Source organism: Maridesulfovibrio salexigens DSM 2638 (assembly GCF_000023445.1).
In the GTDB taxonomy this organism is placed as follows: domain Bacteria; phylum Desulfobacterota; class Desulfovibrionia; order Desulfovibrionales; family Desulfovibrionaceae; genus Maridesulfovibrio; species Maridesulfovibrio salexigens.
Map to the genome: position 1 here is coordinate 1,768,493 of NC_012881.1, position 24,252 is coordinate 1,792,744.

Here is a 24,252-nt window from a genome sequence, read left to right on the forward strand (position 1 = left end):
ATTAGTTTACCATTTCGAGGTTGCTGAAGAAGTAGGGTACTTCGATAGCTGCGGTTTCGGGTGCATCGGAGCCGTGGCATGCGTTAGCTTCGATTCCAGCACCGAAAGCCTTGCGGATGGTACCTTCTGCTGCTTCATTGGGGTTAGTGGCACCCATGAGATCACGGTAACGTTTGATGGCGTCTTCGCCTTCAAGAACGGAAACAACGCAGGGGCCGGAAATCATGAACTCAACCAGCTCGCCGAAGAAAGGACGCTCTTTGTGAACAGCGTAGAAACCTTCAGCCTGAGCCTGAGTCATGTGGATCATCTTGGTAGCCTTGATTTTCAGACCAGCGTCAGAGATCATTTTCATGATGTCGCCGATTTTGCCGGCTTTAACTGCATCAGGCTTGATGATGGAAAAAGTAAGTTCGCTCATTGTTTAAGTCCTCCAAGTGTATTCTTTTTTGCGGATTTTCGCATTACTCAGGTTTTACCCTGAACGGGAAGTTTATGTGACCGCGATCAGGAAAAAAGCATCCTGTCCGTGGCTACATCCTCGCCGCGAAGGGAGTAGAATCGATCCAGCAGATCCTCCACCTTAAGTCCCTTCTTCTCCTTCCCGGAAATATCCAGAATTATCATGCCCTGATGGAACATGATCAATCTATCGCCCATGTTGATGGCCTGATTCATGTTATGGGTAACCATAAGTGTGGTCAGGTTATCACGGCGCACAACGGCGTCGGTTATATCAAGAATTTTGCGTCCTGTCTTGGGGTCAAGCGCGGCTGTATGCTCGTCCAGTAATAAAATGTCCGGCCTTGTCATTGTTGCCATAAGCATGGTCAAAGCCTGTCTTTGTCCACCGGACAGCAGTCCAACCTTATCCGCAAGTCTGTTCTCAAGCCCAAGTCCGAGAGTCGCAAGCTGCTCTTGAAACAGCTTCCGGTCACGTGATTTAACGCCCAAGCCAAGCCCTCTTCGTTTGCCTCGTTTGAGGGCTAAAGCCATATTCTGTTCGATGGAAAGTGAGCCGCAGGTACCAAGCAATGGGTCCTGAAAAACGCGGCCTAGATTTGCTGCACGTTTGTGTTCAGGCCATTTGGTTACATCCTTGCCTGCAATGGTGATACTGCCACTGCTGAGCATGAATGATCCGGCAATTGAATTAAGAAAAGTTGATTTCCCGGCTCCGTTGGAGCCGATTACAGTGATAAATTCACCTGCATCTACTTTGAGGTCTACTCCTCGCAGAGCCTGCACTTCATTGACGCTGTCCGGGTTGAAGGTCTTGGCCGCTTTAGTCACTGTAAGCATTATGCAGCCCTCCTTTTGAGCAGGCCGCTCTTAATTTGAGGGGAGACCAAGGCCACTACGACCAGTGCTGCAGTAACGAGGTTCAGGTCACTGGGGGTAAATGCGAAGTCACCGAAACGTACACCAAGAGCCAGTGCAATGGCGATGCGGTAAATTATGGAACCGAGCAGGGCGGAAAGCATAGCCCGGGTGACATTGGGTTTACCGAAAAGGGTTTCCCCGATAATGACCGAGGCAAGTCCGGCGATGATGGTTCCGATACCCATGTTTACATCGGCAGCTCCCTGGTTCTGTGCTACCAGTGCACCGGAAAGGGCTACCATTGCGTTTGAAAGTCCAACACCGAAGATGATCATCATATCGCGGTTAACACCGAGGCTGGTGATCATTTTGGGGTTGTCCCCGGTTGCGAGCATTGCCAGTCCGAAAGATGTCTTCAGGAACCAGATCAATGCCAGCAGGGCTACGCCTGAAATAATTGCGAAAAGTATGGGAGTGGAAAAGTGGGGTGCCAGTCCGCTGAGTTCAATGAACTGGTCGATCAGGGTGTCTTCACCAAGCAGGGTCATGTTCGGCCTGCCCATAATGCGGATATTTATGGAGTAGAGTGAAATCATGGTCAGGATTGAAGCAAGCAGGTGCAGGATTTTGAATTTGGTATTCAATATTCCGGTTACCGCTCCGGCAAGAAAGCCTGCCCCTACAGCCATACTCATGCCTACAAGTGGATGATAACCGTTGCTGATGGCAACAGCCGAAACCGCAGCACCTAGTGGCAGACTACCGTCCACTGTAAGGTCAGGGAAATCCAGTACCCGGAAAGTAAGGTAGACACCTAGGACCATGAGCCCGAAAGCAGTTCCCTGCTCAATAGCTCCCATAAATGCATATAAACTAATCATGATATAAAATAATTCTCTTAATTCAGGAGAGTTAAGAGGTGAGTAACAGTTAAAACTATTAAAAGTTTTTGGGATTCTTAAACCCTCTTTACAAAAAGGGTTTAAGGCCCTCGGCAGAGCTGCCGGAGGCAGAAATAAAAAAAGGCGCAGAATGTACTGCGCCTTTAACTCTTATACGGAAGATTTGCAAATATTTACTTAATCACCTTGTCGGCCCGATCCATGACCTGTGCGGGGATTTTCACTCCCATTTTTGCTGCTGCTTTCTCGTTTACGAACAGGCGCAGATTCTGGAGTGTTTCGACCGGCATATCGGCCGGCTTAGCTTTACCGCCGAGAATGCGGGCGGCCATATCGGCGGTCTGCAGACCCATGCGGTAGTAGTCAACAGCCAAAGCTGCCACAGTGCCTCGTTCTACTGAATCGGTATCAGCAGAGAAGATGGGCAGCTTGTTTTGGCGGCAGACCTTAATGGCTGCTTCAAGGCCGGAGACAACGGTGTTGTCCAGCGGGATGTAGATGGCTTCACATTTGCCCACAAGACTCTTGGCGGCTTGATAAACGCCGCTGGAGTTTGCAATGGAAGCTTCTTCTACCTTGATTCCGAAATCCTTGCAGATTTCTTTGAGCAGGTTGGTCAGCACAATGGAGTTGGCTTCGCCAGCGTTATAGATGGTACCGATAGTTTTGATTTCGGGCATGAATTCTTTAATCAGTTCGACCTGACGCAAAACCGGACTCATATCAGTCATACCTGAAATATTCTTACCGGGCAGCATGAGGCTTTTGACCAGCCCTGCGGCTACAGGATCGGTAACACCGGTGAAGAGTACGGGGATGTCCTTGATCTTCTGGGCAACTGCCTGTGAAGACGGAGTGGTAATGGTCATAACCAGATCGGGATTTTCACCTTTAATTTGGTTGGCAATCTGAATATTGGTAGCCTGATTACCCTGAGCAATATGCTCATTGTAAATTACATCAAAGCCGGCTTCTTTAAGTCTGTCTTTAAAACCATCCCTCATGGCATCGAGGGATGGGTGTTCTACAATTTGGGAAATAGATACGGTGTAAGTCTGGGCGGAGTGGATAACGGGAACCGTCACCATGAACAGAAGTACGAGGAATAGGAGGATTTTTTTCATCCTGATACAACCCTTTATTGAAAATTATTTAATAAAATGAATTTGCCCTTAAAATGACACTTAAGTCAAGACAGGATCAAAATTATTTTTTACAATTATAGATTTAGCCATAGAATTAAATCACGGCGACACTGCTGTCTTGCCACAGTTGCCTGTAACAGTGTTTAACTCTTGGGGCGTAACGAACTTACCGGAACGATCCTGATTTTACCCTTGTTCTCAGCAACCCATTGGCGGATGGCTTTAAGGGTCTCGTGGTTCGGATGACCGATAGCAATGGCTTGTCCACTTTTACGGGCTATTTTGGCTGCCTTCGAAAGCTGGTATTTAATGGCACCAACATCCTTTACGTTATCAAGGAATATGTTGCGCTCATAAAATGTTACCCCGGCTTTAGATGCGGCCCTGCGGCACGCACTTTTGGGGGTGGTCCGGCTATCCAGAAAGAATAGATGTTTCTTATTCAACTGTTTCAGCGCTGCCAGCATTCCATTATAGTTCTCAGTGAAGCTAGAACCCATGTGGTTGTTGAGCCCGGTTGCTCCGGGAACTTTTGCAATGGCTGCAAGGGTTATGCTGCTGATTTTGTCAGCATCCATACCGACAAGCAGGGCATCTGCACCGGGATTGACCTTAGGATATCCTTTAGGCTGCATGGGCAGATGAACCATGATTTCGTTGCCGCTTTTCTTGGCAATGGCAATGGTTTTTTTCACATGTGAACTATTGGGCCAGATGGAAAAAGTTATTTTTGCATCCAGTGCTGCCAATCCTTTGGCCAGTTTCAGGTCCTCACCCATATCATCGATTACAATAGCCAGTTTGGGCGCGTTGGGATCAAGCTTAACCGGAGCAGGCTTCTGTTTTTTTACCACGGGGGTAAAGATGGAAAACTTATGAGTTGGTACTCCGTTGATGCTGATCAGCCATTTATCAGTGGAAACTTCGTGCAGGCTGGCATTCAGAGCAGTTGATTCCAATCCCTTTTGCACGTCGGCGAGGAAAAGATTTTTGTCACCTGGGACAGGAAAGCTTAGCTGCTGGAAATGGTAATCCCTTCCCTGATGTTTTTTCAGGGAAACATCTTCCAGCCGTAGATCGCTCATGGATATTTTGGCCGCTTTCAGGGTGTTGATCAGACTCAGGTCGATTTGTTTAACCAAGTCGTCAAGGTCACCTTCCATCGGTTCCTCATATAAGGGAACTGAATTAACCGCAGTTTGTTCCGTTTCAGGCGATTCAGCAGAAGCATTGCTTTCTGGCGAGCCGGAAACGAGCAGGGCGATTATCAGGCAGATAGATGCCGCAGCCGCAATAGTCAGGGCGGCAATGGCAACAGGCTTGGAAATGTAAGCCCGAAGTCCCGGTTTGGTTTCCGGGACTTCGGGCTGATTGTTTTGTTCAGGATTATGCTGATCCACTTTAATAAACCTTAATGCTATTTGATTTCTTTCAGGCGGGGAAGCTGTTTTACCATCTGCAGACCAAGTCTGAGCTGGTTGTCCCTTTCAAGCATTTTTTTGGCTTTATCATCCTGCACCTTGGAATTGTCCTTGTCCTTGCCGTTATTTTCAAGGTGACGGCTGAGGTCTTTCTCGCGCAGGATGAAACGATCTTCTTTCTCTTTGTCTTCCACCAGAGGCACAAAGGGGTATACGATGTCGGGATCAATCCCTTCGGCCTGAATAGAGCGGCCGCTGGGAGTGTAGTAAAGGGCTGTGGTCAGTTTGATGCCGGAGCCGTCAGCCATGGGGATAATGGTCTGCACGGACCCTTTACCGAAGGTGCGTTCACCGAGCAGCAAAGCGCGGTCATGGTCTTTGAGCGCGCCAGCTACGATTTCGGAAGCTGATGCGGAACCTGCGTTGATCAGGGTTACGATGGGAACATGAACGTCAGTCGCTTGCTCACTAGCCATGAAGTCTTTGCGGCTGGCTTTGCTGCGGCCTTCAATGTAAACGATCAAGCCGTCATTAATGAAGGTGTCGGCAACAGATACTGCCTGTGTGAGCAGTCCACCGGGGTTGTTACGCAGGTCAAGTACAACACCTTTCAAGGTGTGTTTTTTCTGGTAATCGCGCAGGGCCTTATGCATTTCACGGGTAGTATTCTCGTTGAATCTGGTCAGTCGCAGGTAGAGGATACCGTCTTCAAGTTCCTGACTCTTTGCGCTGATGATGGGAATAGTGTCGCGGGTGATGGTTACCTTTTCAGGTTTGTTTGCATCCTTATGAAGAATGGTCAGGATTACATCGGAACCACGCTTACCTCTTATTTTGCCCACTGCTTCCATAAGGGAAATGGACTGGGTGGATTCACCATTAATTTCGAGGATTATGTCACCGGCTTTGAGGCCTGCCTTGTAAGCCGGAGTGTCTTCAATGGGAGAAATAACGGTCAGGCGACCTTTTTCCATGCTGATTTCGATTCCAATGCCGCTGAATTCACCGCTGGTGGATTCCTGCATTTCTTTGAAATCATCAGTGGAAAGAAAAGTGGAGTGCGGGTCGAGCTGCTCGAGCATGCCCTTTACAGCATCATCAACAAGTTCTTTGCGGGAGATGTCGTTAACGTAATTGTGCTCCACCAGATCAAGCACCTGCGAAAATCTGCGCAGGGGTTCAAAACGGTTTTCATCAACGGCTTGTGTCGGCTCCGGTGCAACGGATATTACGAAAAGAGAGACTATCGCAATCATCCACAAAGTTTTTCTCATGTGTTCCTCCAGCGTGGTGGGTGCTGTATCTTGCTCAATTTATTATACATTAATTTCGGGCAAGCCATTTTTGCGGGTTAACGGGTTTCTGATGGAAACGCAATTCAAAATAGAGTCCCGTTTCTTTCAAGTTAGGGTAATACCCTGTTTTACCGATAATTTCATCCTTTTCAACCTCCTGCCCGGTTTTAACGAAACTTTCGGCCAGATAGGCGTAAAGGGAGTAGTAGTTGTAGCCGTGATAAATAATCACAACCCGCCCAAATCCTCTGAGGGTGTCGTTGTGTACAACTTTGCCCCAGAAGATTGATTTTACATCAACATTTCCGGTGGTTTGTATTCCGATACCGCGAACAGGCGGTTTACCGGAAGGCTTGAACCGGACTTTGGTGTCCCCCTCGCACGGGCGGGGTAAGGACCCTTTAAAATTGGCAATTTTTTTGCTTGTAAGGCTTTTTAGTTTGTAATTCAGTTTGTTAATTGTTTCAAGAAGACCTTTCAGTTCCTGCTCTCTGTTGATTTTCAGGGCGCGGATGGATTTGATACCGGCCAACAAGCTGAGTTTATCCTTGAGTAAGCCGTCTTTTGTGTCGTTGATTTCTGAAAGTTTGGACTGTGCTTTTAAACGTAAATCTTTCTGAACTTCAAGATTGGCGGCAATTTCGTCTGCTTTTTCCTGTGCCTTGTCCAATTCGATTTTGGTATCTTTATACAAAGAAGCAAGCCAGACAAAATTACGGTCAGCCTTTTTCCAGTCATCAAGTGAACCGAATTTGTTCTCAAGTTTGCGGGAATGAACCGGCCAAAGCTTGGTCAGCATGGTTTTCAGTTTAGCAACAATCTCTTCGAGCTCGTCTTCAAGAACGCGCTGGTCTGCTTTGGCTGCCAGCTCATCTTCCATAATGCCCGCGAGATCATCTTCCTTTCGGAAAAGTTCACGTTCCACATTACTGATGCGGTCTTCAATAGTTGCAAGCTCCCCGAACATGCTGCGTTCTTCGCGGGTCAGCTTAAGCAATTCCTGTTTTTGCTCTTTGACGGTATTTTTGGTGTCCTGAATTTCTTCTTTGAGCCTGTTGACCGCGGAGTCTGCAGAAGCAGGTATAATTCCGCAAAGCACGAGTAATGCTACGGTCATTATGAGCAGGTATGTTCTAGTAAGCATTCGGGACATAGGCTGAAATCAGTTTTCCAGAAATTTACCCAGCGGGCAGTTTTCACAATCGGGTTTGGATTTTTTACACCATTCCTTAGCAGTGCGCACAATCAAGGCGTGGTACTCATTGTACATTTCTACGTCAGGATCAAGTACATCCATGAAATAATCCTGTAATTCATGGTAGTCGATATCTTCATGGACCAGCATGTGGCGGTTGAAAATCCTGCGCGTGTAGGCATCAACCACGAATACAGGTTTATTCAAAGCGTAGAGTAAAATGGAATCTGCTGTTTCCGGACCGATCCCATTGACTGCCAACAGTTTTTCGCGCAGTTCAAAGGTTTCTGCGTCTTCCAAGTCCGTGATACACTTTGCAGAATTGACGTCAAGGAAATCGAGGAAATTATTAAGCCTTATCGCCTTCATACGGAAGAAACCGGAAGGTTTGATCAGTTCCTGTAATTCCTCAATGGAGAATTTACGCAACCCCTGCGGGGTCAGACCATCATTCTCTTTGAGATTCTTGATAGCCTTTTCCACGTTCGCCCAGTTTGTGTTCTGGACCAGAATAGCACCCACTGCGATTTCAAACGGGCTTTCTCCCGGCCACCAGTGACAAGGCCCTAATCTTTCCGAAAGGGCCTTGTAGTATTCTATTAATGTTTGTTCTCTACTCATCTTCCGCACTTACATCGCGCCAGAGGAGTCCGGCCCATTCACCCATGGTGAATATTTCAGGGGCGGGCAGACCTGCTTTGATGTATTCTGCTGCAACTTTTTCAGATTGCTCCACAAGGATGCCGGAAAGAATCAGGATGGAATTTTCTTTCAGCCTTGCGGTTACATCCGGGCAAAGCTCAATGAGCGGCCCGGAAAGGATATTCGCTACCACCAGCTCGTATTTGAGCTTGGGATCAATGGAATCGGCACTGCCTACGGAAAGAATGATGCCGTCAACGTCGTTGTTATCGATGTTTTCCTGTGCGCAGACAATGGACTGCGGATCAATATCCACACCGACACCTTTTAGGCCGAGTTTGGCGAGAGCGATGGCGAGGATTGCGGACCCGGTACCGAGATCGAAAAATTCCATGTTCGCATTAAGCTTTCCTTCATCAGCAAGTTTGCTGATAAGTTCAAGGCAAAGTGCGGTGGTGGGGTGGCTGCCTGTTCCGAAAGCCATTTTCGGTTCTATGATGATGTGGTTCTTGCCTTCGGTCTTCTTTTCCAGCAACCACGGGGGCAGGATTTCGAACTGTCCACAGGTGACAGGCTCGAAATAATCCTTCCATGCAAGACCCCAGTTTTCATCTTCGATTTCTTCACCAACACAGCCTGCGTCAGGCCAGCGGGTCTTGATCTCTTCTACTATTTCCATTCCCAGAGGATGGTCTTCCAGATGGATGGTGTAAAAAATGGAATCGTCATCAAGCGGTTTTTCTTCCCAGCCGTGTGCAACACGTGCGCCGAGGTATACCTGACATTCGTCACTTTCGAGCTCGGAAAGGGTGAATTGAATTCTAAGCAGTTTAGGCATTGGTGTTCCTTATATTTTAAAATCTAGTTGAATGGTCAGTGTTTTCGAGATAGCAGTACATGAAAATGACCAGATACTCCACAGAGTACCTGAGCCCAGACTGATAATAAAGCACCATCTGAGTCGTCACCGCAAAAAAGACTGAAACTCACGTATGTCTATATACGCGTCGTTCCAGTCTTTTTTGTTTCTAGCATCTGGCACTTTCTTATCAATCTGCCAGCTTTATTTATATAATTTTTGTTTAGACAATTCGATCAATGAGATTGCCCTTACCTGTGAGACTGTGGATAGCCTGATCAACGAGTCTTTGCTGCTCTTCTGCATGTAGATGCAAAGAGGCCGCATCAATAGAGTCCGGAATTGCGTCCGGTATTTCAGCCAATCTTCCAGATGGCTGCCAAGGCTCAATGCTGGTGTCCTGAACACCGCCTTCTACTGGTGTGGCAAGTGCAATATCATCCATAAATTAAAGATAAGCCCGTATGCCTTGATGGTCAAGCTAAGCCTGTTCAGCAAGCAGCTCCTCAATCGCATTGAGAAATGCTACGAGGTCGTCTTTATCAATGGTTAACGCCGGGAGCAGTCTGAGGATTGTTCCCTTGGTCAGGTTGAGAATGAAACCTTGTTCGCGCAGGGCGGCGAAGATTTCACTGCCGTCAAAGTTCAGCTCCACGCCGAGCATAAGACCGAGGCCACGCACGGATTTGATTTTTCCGGGGAATTTATCCTGCAACTTGCCTGCTTCGGCTTTGAAGAAATCTCCCAGCTCTGCAGCGCGTTCATCAAGCTTGTTTTCGGTCATAATGTCGATGACTTTGGATGCAACCTTGGAAACCAATGCTCCGCCACCGAAAGTGGTGGCATGGCTTCCGGGAGTAAATCCCTTAGCAACTTCTTCTGTCGCCAGCATAGCACCCATTGGCAGCCCATTGGCAAGAGCCTTTGCGGAGGTGAAAATGTGCGGGGTTACTCCGTAATGCTGGTGTGCCCACCATTTACCGGTCCTGCACAGGCCGGACTGGACTTCATCCACGATGAGCAGAATGTCGTTTTCTTTGACCAGTTCGGTTACCGCTTTCACGTAATCTTCCGGCAACGGTTTGATGCCGCCTTCGCCTTGTACCATTTCGATCATGACCGCAGCAGTCTTATCAGTAATGGCGGCTTTGAGGGCCTCTGCATCACCGGCCGGGACATATTTGAATCCTTCCGGCAAGGGTGCGAAACCGTCCTTGATAGGTCCATACTGTCCGGTGGCGGTCAGGGTAGCCATAGTCCTGCCGTGGAAAGAACCTTCGAGAGTGATAATTTCAAAGGCGTCTCTTTCTTTAATAGTACGCATGTACCGTCTGGCAAGTTTAATGGCTGCTTCGTTGGCTTCAGCGCCGGAGTTGGCGAAGAAGACTCTGTCGGCATCACAGGTCGCGATGAGCTTTTCAGCCAGCTCTACCTGTTCTTCCTGATAAAAAAGGTTGCTGACCTGAACCAGTTTACGGGCCTGCTCAGCCATAATGTCGGCAAGATCGTCACGGCAGTGGCCGATGTTAACAACGGAAATACCGGAAAGCAGGTCAATATATTCTTTGCCGTCAAGGTCCCAGATTCTGGAACCCTTGGCTTTAGTTACATTTAAAGGGTATCTGCCGTAGGTGTTGCAGATGGAATTTTGTTCAGCGGCTACAAGTGTATCGTGTTTACTCATGATGTTTTTCTATTCAGTGGAGACTATTTTTTACCTGTATGTCCGAAACCTCCGGCACCTCTGGTTGTGTCGGAAAGTTCTTCGCTGGGAGTCAGCCGGGCATAGCAGTAGGGCATGAAAACGAGCTGTGCGATGCGTTGTCCACGCTCAATTCGTCGCTTCTCGCCCGATGTGTTGAGCAGGGAAACTTTGATCTCTCCACGGTAGTCAGGGTCGATTACTCCGACTCCCTGACTGACGGTCAGGCCGTCTTTGGTGCCCAGACCGCTGCGGGAATAAATAAAACCGGCAATACCCGGAGAGGTTATCTCGATGGCGATTCCGGCGGGGAAGGCATACCTTCCGCCAGCTTCAATCTCCACGAAATCATCTTCAATGCAGGCACGCAGGTCCACTCCGGCAGAGTTGGGGGTAGCGTAGTCCAGACCGCCTTCACTGGCAGTCTCACTGAGGAATTTAACTTTTACTTCAACTGGATTGGATTGGGTAGGATTCATTTTTCTATCCTTGAACAAGTGATATTTTGAAGAGGCAGAATGCTCTTGTAAGGCTGATGTGTCAACTTTCTATCGAGATTATTGCTAAACTATCTTGATATGTTAACCTGAATAAGGCAAATAATAAAAATAAGTGTAAAAGGTTTCTGGTTTCTGATATATTCGATCAATCATCCCATTTCGAATAAATAATTAAGGAGATAACTATGCAGCCGCTTCGCGTTTACAGCGTCGTTCCACGTCTGCCCAGTCAGCTGAAAGAGCTTTGGGACTTGGCATATAACTATCTTTTTGTCTGGAACAGCGACATTGCCAGTATCTTTTCTACCATTGATCAGGTCCTCTGGCGGGACTGCCAGCAGAATCCTGTGAAGTTTTTAAACAGTCTTCCTCAGCAGCAGCTTGAAGAATTGGCTAAAGATGATTTTTTTGTGCAGCGACTCAAAGAAGCCGCCAAGGTACAGAGAAGTTATCTGGCTCGTGAAGGCTGCGCTTACAAATTTGATGGCGCCAAGAAAGGTGAGCCCGTTGTTGCGTATTTCAGTTTGGAATATGGTATCGGCCTTAGCCTGCCTATTTATTCCGGCGGACTCGGTATTCTCGCTGGTGACCATCTTAAGTCAGCAAGTGACCTGAATATTCCGTTGATTGGTGTCGGTCTTTGTTACCAGCACGGTTATTTTCGGCAGTACATGACTCAGGATGGCTGGCAGCAGGAGCGTTATCCCAGTCATGACTTTGAGGAAATGTCCATTAAGGTTGCCAAGGATAAAAATGGAAAGGACGTAAAATTCAATTTCGATATGAAAGGGGAAACCCTTCATGTTAAAGTCTGGCAGGTCGAAGTCGGGCGTGTAACACTTTATTTGCTCGATACCAATGTACCTGAAAACTCGGTTAGCTTCCGGGGAATCACAGCTCGTTTGTACGGCGGTGATCTTGAAATGCGTCTTTGGCAGGAAATCCTGCTTGGTATCGGCGGAGTTAAAGCACTTGATGCACTCGGACTTGAGCCAAGCGTCATTCATATGAATGAAGGTCATTCTGCTTTTGCGGGGTTGGAACGAATTCGTGTTTTCATGACCGAGCATGGCCTTTCTTTTGAAGCGGCGATGGAGATGGTGGCCTCTTCCAGTATTTTTACCACCCATACCCCTGTTCCGGCTGGTAACGACCGTTTCCCGGCTGAACTTATGCGTCCATACTTTGAACCGTATGCCCAGACTATGGGGCTTGCCTATAAAGTATTCCTTTCTCTCGGCAGGGAAGATCCCCGCGATGATGCGGAGCAATTCTGCATGACTGTACTGGCTCTCAAGCTTTCCCGTTTTAATAATGGTGTATCAAAGCTTCACGGGCATGTTTCGCGGAACATGTGGCAGAAGGTTTGGCCGCAGTATCCGGTAGAAGATGTTCCCATCGGAGCTATCACCAATGGTGTACATATGCCTACATGGGTGGCAACAGATTTCTCCTTGCTGTTTGACCGTTATCTTGGCCCGAACTGGCGTGAGGACCCGGATTGCGCAAAAGTCTGGAGGCAGACCGATAATATCCCCGATGCAGAACTCTGGCGCACTCATGAGCGACTCAGGGAACGGCTGGTGGATTTCGTTCGTAAACGTCTGCGTCGCCAGCTGATGAATATCGGTGCACGGCGCAAGGAAATCGAACTTGCGGACGAAGTGCTTGATCCTCGCGCTTTGACTATCGGTTTTGCACGTCGTTTTGCTACTTATAAACGTGCCGGACTGCTGCTTAAGGATAAGGAGCGTCTGCTCAAGATCATTTCCGATTCAAGGCAGCCCGTGCAGTTTATTTTTGCCGGTAAAGCTCATCCGCAGGATAACGAAGGTAAGAAACTTATTCAGGATCTTATCCAATTCTGCCGCCGTGAAGAGTGCCGCATGAGTCTTGTCTTCCTTGAAGATTATGACATGAAAATCGCCAACTATATGGTTCAGGGTTGCGATATCTGGCTGAACACTCCGAGACGTCCTCTTGAGGCCTGCGGAACCAGCGGCATGAAAGCCATGGCAAACGGTGTACTCCAGTTCAGTACTCCGGACGGTTGGTGGGATGAAGCTTATCTGCCTGATAACAGCCTCGGTTGGGCTATCGGTCGCGGCGAAGACTACAACGATCATGAATATCAGGATTTTGTGGAGAGTCAGACCCTTTACAAAGTTCTGGAAAATGACATAATTCCCGAGTTCTATGACCGTGGTCATGGCAGCCTTCCCCGTAGCTGGATTGCCAAGGTCAAGAAGGCGTTACGGATTCTGGGACCTGAATTCAACGCTAACCGTATGGTGGAAGATTATACTGAAAAGGCATATCAGCCTGCATACAGTAACTACGCCACCATGCATAAGAATGAATTCCAGGGCGCCAAGGAACTGGCTGCCTGGAGAATGGAAGTGATGACTAAGTGGTCCAGCTTGAAGGTTCGCAACATTCGTTCGGAAACTCATACTGATGTATATGTTGAAGAACCGATCATTATTACCGCAGAGATATTCCTTAATGGTTTGACTACGGATAATGTTCAGGTGGAAATCTACGCCGGACCTGTTGGACAGGACGGAAAGTTTGCCCGCCGCAACACTGTGGTTATGACTCCTGAGGAAGATATGGGCGGTGGCTGGCATGTTTATCAGGGTGAAGTTATGCCCCATGAGGCCGGAAGGTTCGGTTATACCGTACGTATCCTGCCCAAGCATGAACTCCTGCTTGATCCTCATTCTCTCGGACTTATCCATTGGGCACAATAAAAGGAACTGAATGCCGAAAGGAAAAATTAAAATAATCAATTCACGAAGCGGGGTCCTTAAGGGCCCCGTTTTCATTTTGTTGTTCTGTTGCCTGTTCTTCAGCACGGCAACTGCTTCCGCCTTTGAAGCCAAGGTCCGTTACGTAATAGATGGCGATACCTTCATCCTCAGCAATAACAAGCACGTGCGCATTGCCGGGATTGATACACCGGAAATAGGTCGGGATGGCAAAGCGGATCAATATTACGCCCAGCAAGCTAAATCCATGCTGAATAAACTTATTCTCGGCAAACGGGTACGTATTGAATCAGCAGGCAAAGGTACTGATCATTATAAACGTATCATCGGTTGGGTTTATGTGGATGATGTTTTCGTGAACAGTCATATGATCCGTAATGGTGCGGCATTTTTTTATTTTCATAAGGGAAATGACAAGGGCAAACAGAAATTACTTCTCCAAGCCCAGAGAAAAGCCTATGATGAAAAGAAAGGTTTCTGGCCTGTTATCAGTAAGTTGAAAAAGTTCAACGAACCGTGGGTTGGTAATAAAAACAGCCGCCGTTGTTTTCTTCCCGGCGATAAATACGCCAAAAAGATAAGCCGGAAAAACAAAGTTAATTTTTTCAGTCTGGGTGAAGCTTTTTACAGTGGTTATTCACCTGCAAGACATTTAAATTTCTGGCCAGCCGTTAAGTGATTTTTGTTAACGCAAAAGTAAACTAATTTTGTAGCGAAGCTTATTAAAAGTTTTTGGGATTCTTAAACCCTTTTTTCAAAAAGGGTTTAAGCCCTCGGAGAGCCGCCGGAGGCAATAAAAGTGCTATTTAGAAAATTTGCCAGCACATTCCATGAATTTCGCATAGTGCGCGACCCGGACCTGTGCATTGATTGTAAGGTCTGTATTAAGCAGTGCTCATATGAAGCGCACTTCTGGGACGATGCACGGGAAAAAGTATCCCATGATAGCCGTAAGTGTGTAGGCTGCCATCGTTGTGCAGCTTTGTGCCCGACAGCCGCTCTCACTATTAAATTAAATGAGCTGGATTTTCGGCCTAATGCAACATGGCGTCCTGAGTTTGCGCGCAACATATATAATCAGGCTGAAAGCGGCGGTGTGTTGCTGGCAGGCATGGGCAGTCCTGTTGATATCCCTGTCTATTGGGACAGGCTGCTTCTGGATGCCAGTCAGGTAACCAATCCGTCCATCGATCCTCTGCGTGAACCTATGGAGTTGAAAACTTTTCTCGGGTCCAAACCTGATAAGGTTGAAGTTCAGTTTGATGCTGAAGGCAACCCGAAACTCAAAACTGAACAGACTCCGCAGATAGAACTTGCTACTCCGATAACTTTTGCGGGGATGTCCTTCGGGGCGATCAATTACAATTTGCATGCGGCAATGGCTATGGCAGCCAAAGAGCTGGGTACGGTCTACAATACCGGGGAAGGCGGACTGCATAAGTCTCTTTACGAGTATGGTCAGTGGACCATTGTGCAGGTCGCCTCCGGGCGTTTCGGAGTTCACAGCGATTACCTGAATGCTGGCGTAGGCATTGAGATCAAGGTTGGGCAGGGGGCTAAGCCGGGAATCGGCGGGCATCTACCGGGCGAGAAGATAAATGCAATGATCTCCGAAACCCGTATGATTCCACCGGGGTCTGATGCAATATCGCCTGCGCCACATCATGATATTTATTCCATTGAAGACCTGCTGCAACTTATCTTTGCTCTGAAGGAAGCCACGGAATATCGCGTTCCGGTAGCTGTGAAGATTGCTGCGGTGCACAATGTGGCGGCAATTGCATCGGGTGTTGTTCGTGCCGGAGCAGATATTCTGACTCTTGACGGTATGAAGGGTGGAACCGGTGCTGCTCCGGCTATGACCCGTGATAATGTCGGGATACCGATTGAACTGGCTCTTGCGAGCGTGGATCAACGGTTGCGTGATGAAGGCATCCGTTCCAAGGCTTCCATTGTTGCCGGGGGCGGGTTTCGTTGTAGCGGCGATGTGATCAAAGCAATTGCCCTTGGTGCAGATGCTGTCAATATCGGTACTGCGGCTCTAATCGCTGTGGGCTGTACTCTTTGCGGACGTTGCTACACAGGAAAGTGTCCGTGGGGTATTGCCACCAATGATAAGAAGCTTGCCAAACGCCAGAATCCGGAGGTTGCAGCGGAAAGGCTGGTTAACCTTGTCCGCGGCTGGTCCCATGAAATTGAGGAAATGCTCGGCGGTATGGGCCTTAATTCAATAGAAAGTCTGCGCGGTAACAGGGATAAGTTAAGAGCGGTGGGGCTGACTGATGCTGAAATGCAGATTCTGGGTGTTAAGCATGCTGGTAGGTAATTAAACATGAAAAGAATTTATCCCGACAGGGAGTTATGTATCGGGTGCGGCCTGTGTGTGCTGGGTTGCCTCGCTGCCCATTCCAAATCACATGACTTGATTCTTGCTTATAAGCAAGAACAGGCCAAGGGATTGGTTGCCCGTAAGCGTTTAATTGAAGATGATGAAGTTTGCGTCGCCATCAGTTGCAGGCACTGCGAAGAGCCGGAATGTGTTCCTGTTTGTATTTCCGGGGCGTTGACCAAGGATGATAAGACCGGAATCACCCTTTATGATGCTGATAAGTGTGTGGGCTGCTGGTCTTGTATTATGTCTTGCCCCTATGGGGCTATTCAGCGCGACAAATATAATGGTATGATAGTTAAGTGTGATCTTTGCGCAGGCAGGAAAAGCGGTCCGGCATGTGTGGAAGCCTGTCCTAATCGGGCTTTAAAATATGAGGAGAGGTAGCCATGGCTTATGTAATCATCGGTAACGGTATTGCTTCGCTTGGAGCTATTGACGGCATCAGGAAATATGACCGTAAAACCCCGATTACAGTAATCGGGGCTGAGAATACGGCTGCCTATGGCAAACCGCTGACTTCATATCTGCTGGCTGGGAGAATCAGCCCTGAACGTTTATCCATGCGTCCGGATGATTATTACAAAGGTAAAAACGTTAACCTGAAGCTGGCTACATATATAGTAAAGGTAGATCTTGAATCTCGCGAACTGCAAACTTCCGAAGGAGAGCGGATCCCGTTTGAGAAGTTGCTGCTTGCCACTGGAGGTAAGCCTTATGTTCCGCAGATCAAAGGCCTTGTAGGGGATGACGTATATAATTTTACCGCTGCGAAGGATGCTTATCGCTTGATTGAATCTGTTAAAGATTTAAAGCGGGCGGTGGTCATTGGTGGAGGATTGATCGGAATCAAGGCTGCGGAGTCCTTATATAACAGGGGTGTAGAGGTCGCTGTTGTTGAAACGCGCGAACGCATATTGCCGCTTGCCTATGATGAAGATGCTGCCGGGTTGATATCTCGTCGGGTGGAAGAAGCCGGAATGCTGGTCCGATGCGGGGTGAGCGGTAAGGAAATAGTGCGAGATAAACAGGGTAGGCTGCGCGGAATTCTGTTGGACGATAAAAGTTTTCTTGAAGCTGACGCTATTGTCATCGCTATAGGCGTAGTTTCCAATACCGAGCTTGCAGAACAGGCTGGAATTGAAGTTGATAAGGGCGTTGTGGTGGATGACAACATGTTTACCGGTAAAGAAGGTGTTTACGCCGCCGGGGATGTTGCACAGGCTCGTGATGTGATCTTTGATAAAGATAAGGTCGTCCCCATCTGGTCCAATGCCTACACCCAAGGATACTATGCCGGACGAAATATGGCGGGGAATAAATCTGCCTATCCCGGAACCATGTCCATGAGTTCAATCAGCTTTTTCGGTATGCCAACTATTTCTGTCGGGGAAGTGAATCCCGCTCCTGACAATTCGGAATACGAAATCTATACTTTTTTTGATGAACGGAAACATAGCTATCGTAAGTTGGTATTCAAGAAAGATCGTCTTGTGGGCTATGTGCTGGTAGGGGATATCGATTTCGCAGGCATGTACACATCATTTATCAAATTTAAATTCAAGGTAGATGCGGATGCACGCAAAAGGCTCAGTGAAGGTGAGCCGGACGTCCTAATGTGGCCGGATGAATTTTTCAACAAAGCATGGAATCCTGAAAGTAAGTAGGTTTGAATAGTTAAAGTCGCGAAGCTTGGTAAAAGTTTCTTTGGACCTCGGAGAGCCGCCGGAGGCATCATATGAAAGCACCAGAAAATTATCATGATTTTGAGAAGGACATATCCGGTTGTGGAGTGTTCGGTGTAATCAGCAAGAGCCGCGAATGCATTCCCGGTGATATTCCGATCCGGGCTATGGCTTGTATGCATGACCGTGGTAACGGGCTGGGCGGCGGTTTTGCGGCTTATGGAATTTACCCGGATCTGGCGGATAAATATTGTCTGCAATTGCTTTGTGACAACCAGCAGGCCCTCGATAAGGCTGAAGTGATCATTAAAAGATTTTTTGATGTTTATGAAGCTGAACCGATAAGAACAAGGAAAGTGCTGACTATCCCGGATCCGCCTGTTGTCTGGCGATATTTTGTTTACCCCAAAGAGTTGCGGACCCAGTCACATTTCAGCGGTGGGAGTGAATCGGATTATATTGTCGGTGTGGTCATGAATATCAATAAAGAGGTTCCGGGCGCGTTCGTTCTTTCCAGCGGTAAAAATATGGGAGCTTTCAAGGGCGTCGGCTATCCTGAAGATATCGCAGAATTTTACCGCCTTGATGAATATGCAGCTTATATATGGACCGGGCATAACAGATTCCCGACCAATACTCCCGGTTGGTGGGGTGGAGCGCACCCGTTTACAATTCTGGATTGGTCCATCGTGCATAACGGTGAAATCTCTTCGTATGGTATCAACAGGCGGTACCTTTGTACCCACGGGTATGAATGTACCATGAATACCGATACGGAAGTTGTTGCATATTTAATTGATTTGTTGGTACGTAAACACGGTTTGAGCCGGAAACTGGCTTCGTCTGTTTTTGCTCCTCCTTTCTGGGAGGAAATCGAAAAAATGGATGAGCCGGAGAAAAAGCTTTACAGCGCACTTAGAACCACATACGCAAGTGCAATGTTAAATGGTCCGTTCGCCATTTTGGTGGCTGATTCCGACAGGTTGTGGGGATTAAACGACCGTATCAAGTTGCGGCCCCTTGTGGTTGCCCGTAAGAATGACCGTGTATTCATGTCCAGTGAGGAGAGTGCTATTCGGTTAGTCTGTCCGGATCTCGATGAGGTCTGGATGCCCAAGGCCGGAGAACCGGTAATTGTGCAGGCGGACGGGTGCTGATATGGCAGGATCATTTAAGATAGATGCTACTGATATGGACTACCGCAGGCTCAATGAAATAGTGCGGGAAAATGTTCGCAACGGAATTGATGAATTCGTTCTCGACAATGTTGTTGGACAAAGGTACATAGCTACAGCCCTTAAAGGGAATTTGACTTTCACAGTCAACGGCACGCCCGGTCAGGACATGGCTTCTTTTATGAAGGGGCCGAAAATTGTTGTGAACGGCAATGTGCAGGATGGAACCGGAAATACCATGGATGACGGTCAGATCGTTATCAAGGGGATTGCCGGGGATGTTCTGGGATACGTAATGCGCGGCGGAACTATTTACGTTCAGGGCGATGTCGGGTATCGGGTAGGAATCCATATGAAATCTTATATGGATCAACAGCCAGTGATAGTCATCGGCGGAAAGGCCGGTGATTTTCTTGGTGAATATATGGCCGGAGGAGTGATTTTACTTCTTGGCATGTTTTCTGGTAAACCAGATGCTCCCGTCGCGGGAATGTCCTTGGGAACCGGGATGCACGGTGGAGTGATCTACGTGCGCGGAAATGTTCCCGAAGATATGGTCGGCCGTGAAATAAAGGTTGAACCCGCGGATAAAGGCGATCTTGAGGCAATAGCCGAGATTGTCCGGGATTATTCAGAGGAAATCGGTGTGGATGCGGCAAGCATAATGGCTTCAGAATTTATGAAGCTTTTGCCTCGGTCACATCGTCCGTACGGGGATATGTATGTTCCCGTGTAATAGGCGGATTGTTTTATTCGTACACAGTCTTTTCAGGAGGACGTAATGTTTTTTGCAGATGTCGCACACGCGATGGGTGCAGCCGGACAGCAGGCCCAGGGCGGGCCTATGGGCGCACTTGGCTCTTTTCTCCCCCTCATTCTCATGTTTGCAATTTTCTATTTTCTGCTCATCAGACCGCAGCAGAAAAAAGCCAAAGAGCACAAAGCCATGCTGGATGCAATCCAGAGAGGCGACCGTGTTCTTACCGCAGGCGGTATCTACGGCAGAGTAACTGCTGTTGATGGCGATGAGTTGACTGTTGAGCTTGCTGAAGGCATGCAGGTCAAGGTTGAGAGATCTTTTGTTTCCAATCTCGCCAACCCTGTGAAAAAAGAAGAAAAGAAAGATAAGTAATCTTTTTGTGTAATGAAGCCTATAAGGCAAGTCACTTTTCGGGGCAGCCCCGTGAGTGCTTGCCTTTTTAGTGTTTTAGTAACCTATCCTAGTTGAATTTATAAAGGGAGAGGAGATGAACGGGAGTCTTCGTTGGAAAATAGTTCTGACCCTGCTTGTTGTCGTGTTTGGAGTTTCTTACCTCCTTCCTTCACTGCCTGCGGTTCAGAATTCGGGAATGGCTCGCTTCCTGCCTGATGACAAAATCAGTTTGGGACTTGACCTTAAGGGCGGTATCCACCTCACACTCGGTGTTGATATGGATAAAGCCATGGATAACAACCTTGCTCGTATGGGAGACGATCTTAAAGCCGTTGCCCGCGAGGAAGGTGTAATTGTTTTGAAGCCCACAGTGCTTAAGGGTGAAAGAATCGAAGCGGTTCTTCTTAAGGAAGCCCAGAAGGATAAGCTGGAAAAGCTTGTTAAAGATACCTTCGGCAACCTCACCATTCTCAGCACAGCAGTGAAGCCTGACGGCAAAGTCACTTACGTTTTTGCTCCCACTCCGGAATACAAAAAGTACCTGACCAAGCTGACTATGGATCAGGCAATTAAGACCATCCGCAACCGTATTGACCAGTTCGGTGTGGCTGAGCCGGATATCCGTAAACAGCAGGGCAATCGCATTCAGGTGCAGCTGCCCGGTATGCAGGATCCCGAAAGAGCTATTAAAATTATCGGTAAGACCGCTCACCTCGAGTTCAAGCTCGTGGACGATGTTGCTGACCTTGAAAAAGCGCAGAAGGGTATTGTTGCCCCCGGTCGTGAACTCACTGTCATCATGCACAGACTTCCCGATGGTTCTTACATTGAAAAGCCTATTGTTCTTAAAAAAGACGCTATGCTGACCGGTGAATATATCACCGATGCTCAGACTCGTTTTGACCAGTTCAACCAGCCTTATGTAACCTTGAACTTCAACAGCAGGGGCGCAAGAATTTTTGAACGCGTCACTGGTGAGAATATCAAGAAACGCATGGCTATCGTTCTGGACGGAAAAGTATATTCCGCACCGACCATTCAGGATAAGATTGCGGGTGGCCGCGCTTCCATTACCGGTAGCTACACTACTGAAGAAGCACATGACCTCGCTATCGTCCTTCGCGCCGGTTCTCTGCCCGCTCCGGTTAAAATCCTTGAGCAGAGAACAGTTGGTCCTTCCTTGGGACAGGAATCCATTGATAAAGGTATCTCTGCTGCTGTCGTAGGTAGTGTTCTGGTCCTGGTCTTTATGCTCGTTTATTACGGATTTGCAGGTATTGTTGCTGACGTAGTGCTTGTGCTCAACGTTGTTCTCATTCTTGCAGGTCTCGCAGCTTTCGGTGCAACCCTGACCCTTCCCGGTATCGCAGGTATCATCCTGACTATCGGTATGGCTGTTGATGCCAACGTCATCATTTTCGAACGAATACGTGAAGAACTCAGAAGGGGACTCACTGCCAAGGCCGCTATTGTTGAAGGCTACAGCAGAGCTACCCTGACTATTCTGGACGCAAACATCACCACTGTGATTGCTGCGGTTATTCTTTACCAGTTCGGTACCGGGCCGGTGCGCGGTTTTGCGGTAACTCTTACTCTGGGTATCATTACCTCCATGTTTACCGCTATTTTCGTGACCCGCATCTTGTTTGATCTTTACACCTCCAAGCGTGCTGCTGATGCGCCGCTGAACATTTAAGGAGAGTGAATAAATGGGATTGCAGATAATTAAACCCGATACCAAGATCGATTTTATCGGATTCAAGGCCAAAGCGTTCATCATTTCCGCTGTGCTGATTCTTCTCGGAATCGGCTCGCTGATCATGAACGGCGGCCCCAAGTACGGCATCGACTTTGCCGGCGGTATTGTGGTTCAGGTTAAGTTTGATAAAAAAGTAGAAGTAAAGGCCGTTAAAGGTGCTCTTAAGGAAGCTAAGCTTCCCGGACTGGTTGTTCAGAGCTTCGGTCATGATGACGATAATGAAATCCTGCTCAGGACTTCTTCCTCCGATATCAGTTCCTCAGAAGTAAGGGATAAAATCTCTTCCGGACTTGAGTCCGGTATGGGTGGTACCGGATTTGAAATTCAGCGTCTGGAAATGGTTGGTCCCAAAGTCGGTGCTGACCTTCGTACCAAGGCTATCGAGGCCCTGTATTTTGCAGTGCTCCTGATTGCCATCTACATTTCCGGTCGTTTTGAGCAGCGCTGGTTTGCTGCGGCAATCATGGCTGGTGGCCTTTTCGGCGGAATCACCCTGCTGCAGATGCTTGGTATGTCCACCACCGTACTCATTTTCGGTGCACTGTTCATTACCATCGGATTGTGCTGGTACCTGAAGCTTAACTACGCTCTAGGTGCAATTGTGGCACTTATCCACGATATTATGATCACTGTGGGTATCTTCTCCCTGCTCGGCAAGGAGTTCGACCTGACCATCATCGCGGCACTGCTGACCATCATCGGTTACTCTCTGAACGATACCATCATCGTTTTTGACCGTATCCGTGAGAACCTGCTCGGCAAAGTCAGTGATTGTCTTGCTGATACCATCAACATCAGTATCAACCAGACTCTTAGCAGAACCATCCTGACTTCCGGCACAACCCTGCTGGTTGTTGCGGCTCTGTTCGCACTGGGTGGCGGCGTTATCCACGATTTCGCCCTCGCACTGCTCATCGGTGTAGGCGTTGGTACTTACTCTTCAATCTTTGTTGCAAGCCCCATCCTTCTCGGATTTGGTCCCAGCAAGATTGAAGATGATGTGGAAGAGGCTGAAGCAGCATAGTTTCAGGCACTTGCATATTGCTTATTCAAGCGGGAACGGTTTATGCCGTTCCCGCTTTTTTTGTATGGATTTGTCGGGGATTAATATAGTGGTGTCATTATGTTAATTTTGTTAAGTGGGAAGGAGACATATTTGGCGTAACAGCGTGAACTTTTCATCGACCTCCTAAGGAGTTGCTTTGCACAGCCCATTCTTTTTTCTGCATATTCCCAAAACTGCGGGGACAACTCTAAACCATATCTTTGCAGCTAAATTTCCCGAAGATACAATATGCTCTGTCTACACAAAAGAAGAGAATGAGTTTCTAAGAAAAATCAGTGCCGAAGAAGTAGATCGTATTCAGCTTGTTCAAGGGCATATCTTTGTCCACAACTTTAATGAATTCTTTTCCGGTGCTTTTGGGAAATATGCATTTACATTTCTTCGTGATCCTGTTGCGCGGGTTGTTTCTGAATATAATTTTTTACGCACATGGCCTGAGAATCATCTCTACCGCTATTTGAATGAAGAGAAAGTGACTTTGATTGATTATGTCAGCAGTCAGCGGCCTGAGCTCATTTATAGAGGTAAAAATCTGATGGCCAGGTCTCTTTGCGGTGCTGTTGAAGATGGCAGAAGCATGCTTGAGAGGGCAAAGGATAATCTGCAAAGATTGTATCTTTTTGGTATTACTGAGCGGTTTGACGAAAGTTTGCTGCTGCTGAAAAGAATGATGAGTCTTGAAAATATTTTATATGAAAAACATAACGTAAGAAAGAAGCGGAGCGCGATAACAGACGAAGAGCTTGAGGTTATTCGTGAATACAACAGCCAGGATATCGAGCTTTATAAATTCGCTTCAAGCCTATTCGATCAACGTATTAATGACTTAGGTGATGATTTTAAGAAAGAATTAGCTGTTTTTAAAAATATGAATGAACGTTATCAGCGAATTGCCAGTCTGCTTATGAAGCAAAATGCAGATGACAATAAAGATTTTATATATGGAAAATAGCTAAGCTAGTATTAGCAAATACTGTTTTTGACAGCGGGAGTGCTTTGGCATTTCCGCTTTTATCATTTTTAAGCGCAGTTTTCTTCAATTGTTAATGTTTAGTTTTTAAATTTCGGTATTATTAAAATTATTGCAAATTTTTTCGATAAGCGTATGTATCCGCTAGGGGATGACGGCAATAGCCGTCGTATTTAAGTTCTGGCTTTAGCTATGTTCCGTTCTTAGTCCTTTGTGCTTGTCTCTTTACCTGTCTGCATCTTTTCTATTCATAGCCTTATGAGGCTTTGCTCCTGCTTTCTTTATGGAATGCGGGATTTT

The 24,252-nt window shown here is 47.5% G+C and carries 23 protein-coding genes; 11 read left to right on the plus strand and 12 right to left on the minus strand.

All coding sequences use genetic code 11. The features are described 5' to 3' along the window. Position 1 precedes the first annotated feature (1 nt). From ndk to dut, 12 genes are all read right to left on the minus strand, one after another. Complete coding sequence (gene ndk / locus DESAL_RS08095) at positions 2 to 421, minus strand: nucleoside-diphosphate kinase (RefSeq protein ID WP_015851494.1); 420 nt, start codon at positions 419 to 421, stop codon at positions 2 to 4. Positions 422 to 507: 86 nt separating this feature from the next. Beyond that, on the minus strand, positions 508 to 1,302 hold the full coding sequence (locus DESAL_RS08100; protein WP_015851495.1) for an ABC transporter ATP-binding protein: 795 nt from the start codon (positions 1,300 to 1,302) through the stop codon (positions 508 to 510). After that, a complete protein-coding gene (locus DESAL_RS08105; protein ID WP_015851496.1) occupies positions 1,302 to 2,204 on the minus strand; it encodes an ABC transporter permease in 903 nt (300 codons plus the stop codon). The genes DESAL_RS08100 and DESAL_RS08105 overlap by 1 nt, the downstream gene beginning before the upstream one ends. Positions 2,205 to 2,398: 194 nt before the next feature. After that, entirely contained in the window at positions 2,399 to 3,349 is a 951-nt protein-coding gene (locus tag DESAL_RS08110; protein WP_015851497.1) for an ABC transporter substrate-binding protein, read from the minus strand. A gap of 164 nt (positions 3,350 to 3,513) precedes the next feature. Beyond that, positions 3,514 to 4,770, minus strand: a complete 1,257-nt coding sequence (locus DESAL_RS08115) for a divergent polysaccharide deacetylase family protein (RefSeq protein WP_015851498.1) — start codon at positions 4,768 to 4,770, stop codon at positions 3,514 to 3,516. Positions 4,771 to 4,787: 17 nt separating this feature from the next. Next, positions 4,788 to 6,065, minus strand: a complete 1,278-nt coding sequence (locus DESAL_RS08120) for a S41 family peptidase (RefSeq protein WP_015851499.1) — start codon at positions 6,063 to 6,065, stop codon at positions 4,788 to 4,790. A 49-nt stretch (positions 6,066 to 6,114) separates the two neighbouring features. Continuing rightward, complete coding sequence (locus DESAL_RS08125; protein ID WP_015851500.1) at positions 6,115 to 7,239, minus strand: murein hydrolase activator EnvC family protein; 1,125 nt, start codon at positions 7,237 to 7,239, stop codon at positions 6,115 to 6,117. Between the two features lie 9 nt (positions 7,240 to 7,248). Continuing rightward, positions 7,249 to 7,902: an endonuclease III domain-containing protein gene (locus DESAL_RS08130; protein WP_015851501.1), complete on the minus strand. Its 654-nt coding sequence runs from the start codon at positions 7,900 to 7,902 to the stop codon at positions 7,249 to 7,251. Beyond that, positions 7,895 to 8,761: a 50S ribosomal protein L11 methyltransferase gene (locus tag DESAL_RS08135; RefSeq protein ID WP_015851502.1), complete on the minus strand. Its 867-nt coding sequence runs from the start codon at positions 8,759 to 8,761 to the stop codon at positions 7,895 to 7,897. The genes DESAL_RS08130 and DESAL_RS08135 overlap by 8 nt, the downstream gene beginning before the upstream one ends. 244 nt (positions 8,762 to 9,005) lie before the next feature. After that, positions 9,006 to 9,227 (minus strand): hypothetical protein, encoded by a 222-nt coding sequence (locus tag DESAL_RS08140; RefSeq protein WP_015851503.1) that lies wholly within the window; start codon positions 9,225 to 9,227, stop codon positions 9,006 to 9,008. 36 nt (positions 9,228 to 9,263) lie between these two features. Further along, positions 9,264 to 10,466, minus strand: coding sequence for an aspartate aminotransferase family protein (locus DESAL_RS08145; RefSeq protein ID WP_015851504.1), 1,203 nt, complete (start codon positions 10,464 to 10,466; stop codon positions 9,264 to 9,266). Positions 10,467 to 10,489: 23 nt separating this feature from the next. Beyond that, positions 10,490 to 10,963, minus strand: coding sequence for a dUTP diphosphatase (gene dut, locus DESAL_RS08150; protein ID WP_015851505.1), 474 nt, complete (start codon positions 10,961 to 10,963; stop codon positions 10,490 to 10,492). Positions 10,964 to 11,169: 206 nt separating this feature from the next. Between dut and glgP the strand changes: the two genes are divergently transcribed. The 11 genes from glgP to DESAL_RS08205 all read left to right on the plus strand — a co-directional run bounded on the left by glgP (position 11,170) and on the right by DESAL_RS08205 (position 23,934). After that, positions 11,170 to 13,737, plus strand: coding sequence for an alpha-glucan family phosphorylase (gene glgP / locus DESAL_RS08155; protein WP_015851506.1), 2,568 nt, complete (start codon positions 11,170 to 11,172; stop codon positions 13,735 to 13,737). A gap of 10 nt (positions 13,738 to 13,747) precedes the next feature. Next, positions 13,748 to 14,434: a thermonuclease family protein gene (locus tag DESAL_RS08160; RefSeq protein ID WP_015851507.1), complete on the plus strand. Its 687-nt coding sequence runs from the start codon at positions 13,748 to 13,750 to the stop codon at positions 14,432 to 14,434. A 120-nt stretch (positions 14,435 to 14,554) separates the two neighbouring features. Then, positions 14,555 to 16,081 carry a glutamate synthase-related protein gene (locus DESAL_RS08165; RefSeq protein WP_015851508.1) on the plus strand — a complete coding sequence of 509 codons (1,527 nt, stop codon included), beginning with the start codon at positions 14,555 to 14,557 and terminating at the stop codon, positions 16,079 to 16,081. 6 nt (positions 16,082 to 16,087) lie between these two features. Then, positions 16,088 to 16,531, plus strand: a complete 444-nt coding sequence (locus DESAL_RS08170; protein WP_015851509.1) for a 4Fe-4S dicluster domain-containing protein — start codon at positions 16,088 to 16,090, stop codon at positions 16,529 to 16,531. 2 nt (positions 16,532 to 16,533) lie between these two features. After that, entirely contained in the window at positions 16,534 to 17,811 is a 1,278-nt protein-coding gene (locus tag DESAL_RS08175; RefSeq protein ID WP_015851510.1) for an NAD(P)/FAD-dependent oxidoreductase, read from the plus strand. A 71-nt stretch (positions 17,812 to 17,882) separates the two neighbouring features. Next, positions 17,883 to 18,986 carry a class II glutamine amidotransferase gene (locus tag DESAL_RS08180; protein ID WP_015851511.1) on the plus strand — a complete coding sequence of 368 codons (1,104 nt, stop codon included), beginning with the start codon at positions 17,883 to 17,885 and terminating at the stop codon, positions 18,984 to 18,986. A 1-nt stretch (position 18,987) separates the two neighbouring features. Then, positions 18,988 to 19,740, plus strand: a complete 753-nt coding sequence (locus DESAL_RS08185) for a GltB/FmdC/FwdC-like GXGXG domain-containing protein (RefSeq protein ID WP_015851512.1) — start codon at positions 18,988 to 18,990, stop codon at positions 19,738 to 19,740. Positions 19,741 to 19,785: 45 nt separating this feature from the next. Next, positions 19,786 to 20,136 carry a preprotein translocase subunit YajC gene (yajC, locus tag DESAL_RS08190; protein ID WP_015851513.1) on the plus strand — a complete coding sequence of 117 codons (351 nt, stop codon included), beginning with the start codon at positions 19,786 to 19,788 and terminating at the stop codon, positions 20,134 to 20,136. 115 nt (positions 20,137 to 20,251) lie between these two features. Then, positions 20,252 to 21,853, plus strand: coding sequence for a protein translocase subunit SecD (gene secD / locus DESAL_RS08195; RefSeq protein ID WP_015851514.1), 1,602 nt, complete (start codon positions 20,252 to 20,254; stop codon positions 21,851 to 21,853). Positions 21,854 to 21,866: 13 nt separating this feature from the next. Next, positions 21,867 to 22,940: a protein translocase subunit SecF gene (secF, locus tag DESAL_RS08200; RefSeq protein ID WP_015851515.1), complete on the plus strand. Its 1,074-nt coding sequence runs from the start codon at positions 21,867 to 21,869 to the stop codon at positions 22,938 to 22,940. A gap of 178 nt (positions 22,941 to 23,118) precedes the next feature. Continuing rightward, complete coding sequence (locus tag DESAL_RS08205; RefSeq protein ID WP_015851516.1) at positions 23,119 to 23,934, plus strand: sulfotransferase family 2 domain-containing protein; 816 nt, start codon at positions 23,119 to 23,121, stop codon at positions 23,932 to 23,934. Positions 23,935 to 24,252 lie beyond the last annotated feature (318 nt).